The sequence below is a fragment of the Arthrobacter sp. JCM 19049 genome (genome assembly GCF_001310435.1).
Genome location: NZ_BAXF01000469.1, coordinates 1 through 1,671 on the forward strand (window position 1 = coordinate 1; position 1,671 = coordinate 1,671).

1 protein-coding gene and 1 pseudogene are annotated in these 1,671 nt (G+C 69.5%); both read right to left on the reverse strand.

Translation table 11 applies throughout. From position 1 onward, the window contains the following. Positions 1-96: 96 nt before the first annotated feature. Positions 97-891 (reverse strand): hypothetical protein, encoded by a 795-nt coding sequence (locus JCM19049_RS13480; RefSeq protein WP_054821842.1) that lies wholly within the window; start codon positions 889-891, stop codon positions 97-99. A 239-nt stretch (positions 892-1,130) separates the two neighbouring features. Further along, positions 1,131-1,567 (reverse strand): annotated as a pseudogene (dtd, locus tag JCM19049_RS13485) (D-aminoacyl-tRNA deacylase). Positions 1,568-1,671: the final 104 nt, after the last annotated feature.

Genomic DNA, 1,671 nt, shown 5'->3' on the forward strand with positions numbered 1-1,671 from the left:
CGGCGATACGGGCCGCGGTTCCGGCCTGGGTGCGCCAGTTATCGGCCTGCGCGATCAGCGAGCGAATGCGTTCGGCGTCCGCTCCTACGGCGCGGATCACAAACTCCTGCACCCCGTGGCGGTTGGGCCGCACAAACAGGCCCAGCTCCGGCGGGATGTTCTCCCCGTTGGCTTCCCGGTACTCAGTGACCAGGCGCCGAGCTTCTTCTTCGCGGTGCGCTGCTCCTCAGCGCGCAGGATCGCGGCCGCGTGCTCCTCCAGCAGCAGCCCGTCCTGGGCGGTGGCGGTCAGTGCGGTATCCACCCCGTTGAAGATTTCATCGGGGGCCTCAAGCCTGTCCAGGGCGCGGGCTGCCTGCGCCACCTGCCGCCGGTCGATCGACGGGTCGCGGTACACCCCGGCCAGCCGTTCGAAGCGCGGATTGCAGCGGGTGCCCTCCATGGTCCGCCGCCCCACCAGGCGATGGGCGTCGGCGATGCGTCCGGCCGCCTCGTGATAGTCGATGTTCAGCCACGCGGCCAGCAGGTTCGCGGTGTCCTTGTAGCAGGTGCGCCCGCGCACCCGTTGGGCCGGGGACTGGAAGTTGGTGGTGCCTGCGGCCAGGGCATCGTACTCCTGCAAAGTCAGCGAGTGCGCGCCGGCCAGTTCGGCGTCCAGCGCCACTTCCAGCTGCTCGCCGTGGATCAGCCAGGCGAACTGTTCAACGAGCTTGGCGTGGGCCAGCACCAGGCGCGGATCGTGGTGGCAGTGCACCAGACGGCCCAGGGCGGTGAACAGCGCAAGGCACAGGCAACCCAGTTCCAGGATCATGCCTGCCGAGAGCCGGCTGCCCAGCTCGGTGGAGGCGCGGCGCAGCGTGGCAAGCGCCGTGGCCAGTGATTGCGTGTTCATGCCTCCCAGCGTGCCCGCTGCGGGCACGCTGTGGGGTGGCGGCCTGAAAATTGTGGATAACTATTTGTGGGGTCCCCGCTACCCACCCACGAGTGCCCGCCCCATGAGCCCGTTCCTGCGTACCCGCCCACACGAGCCCGCTCACTGGAGTCGGCCGAGCAGGCCTGGCCCCGCACGGTCCGTCCAGCGCTGCACGGACAACGCCTGGACATGGCCCGGGCAGTGCCGGGAGCCGGAGGCTAGGGCAGGTCGGCAGAATCCACCAGCAGGGTCACCGGACCGGAGTTGGTCAGCGAAACCTCCATCATCGCCCCGAAGCGCCCGGTGGCGACCTCTGCGCCCAGCTCGCGCAGGTAGGAGACGAAGTAGTCGTACAGCGGTTCGCTGTGCGCCCCGCCGGCGGCCTGCGTCCAGGATGGGCGCCGGCCCTTGCGCACCGAGCCGTAGAGCGTGAACTGGCTGATCACCAGCAGTGGCGCGCACTGGGATTCGGCGCTGGTTTCCCCTCCAGGATGCGCAGCCGGTAGATTTTCTCGGCGACCTTGCGCGCGGTGGCCTGGTCGTCCTCGTGGGTGATGCCCAGCAGCACCACCAGTCCCGGGGCGCCCAGTTCACCGACCACCGTCCCCTCCACCTCGACCTTGGCCTGGCTGGCTACCTGCACAACGGCGCGCATACTGTCCCTTCGCTTGGTATTGCTTCTGGCGGCTGGTTCCACCGCTGATTCCGCGGATGAGCTGCGGGCAGGCCGCGCGGGTGATCCGCGGCGGCCGGGGCGGG

What these genes read in the sequence shown, in the direction of transcription:
- JCM19049_RS13480 (WP_054821842.1), bottom strand. Translation starts at nt 891, where the DNA reads ATGAACACGCAATCACTGGCCACGGCGCTTGCCACGCTGCGCCGCGCC.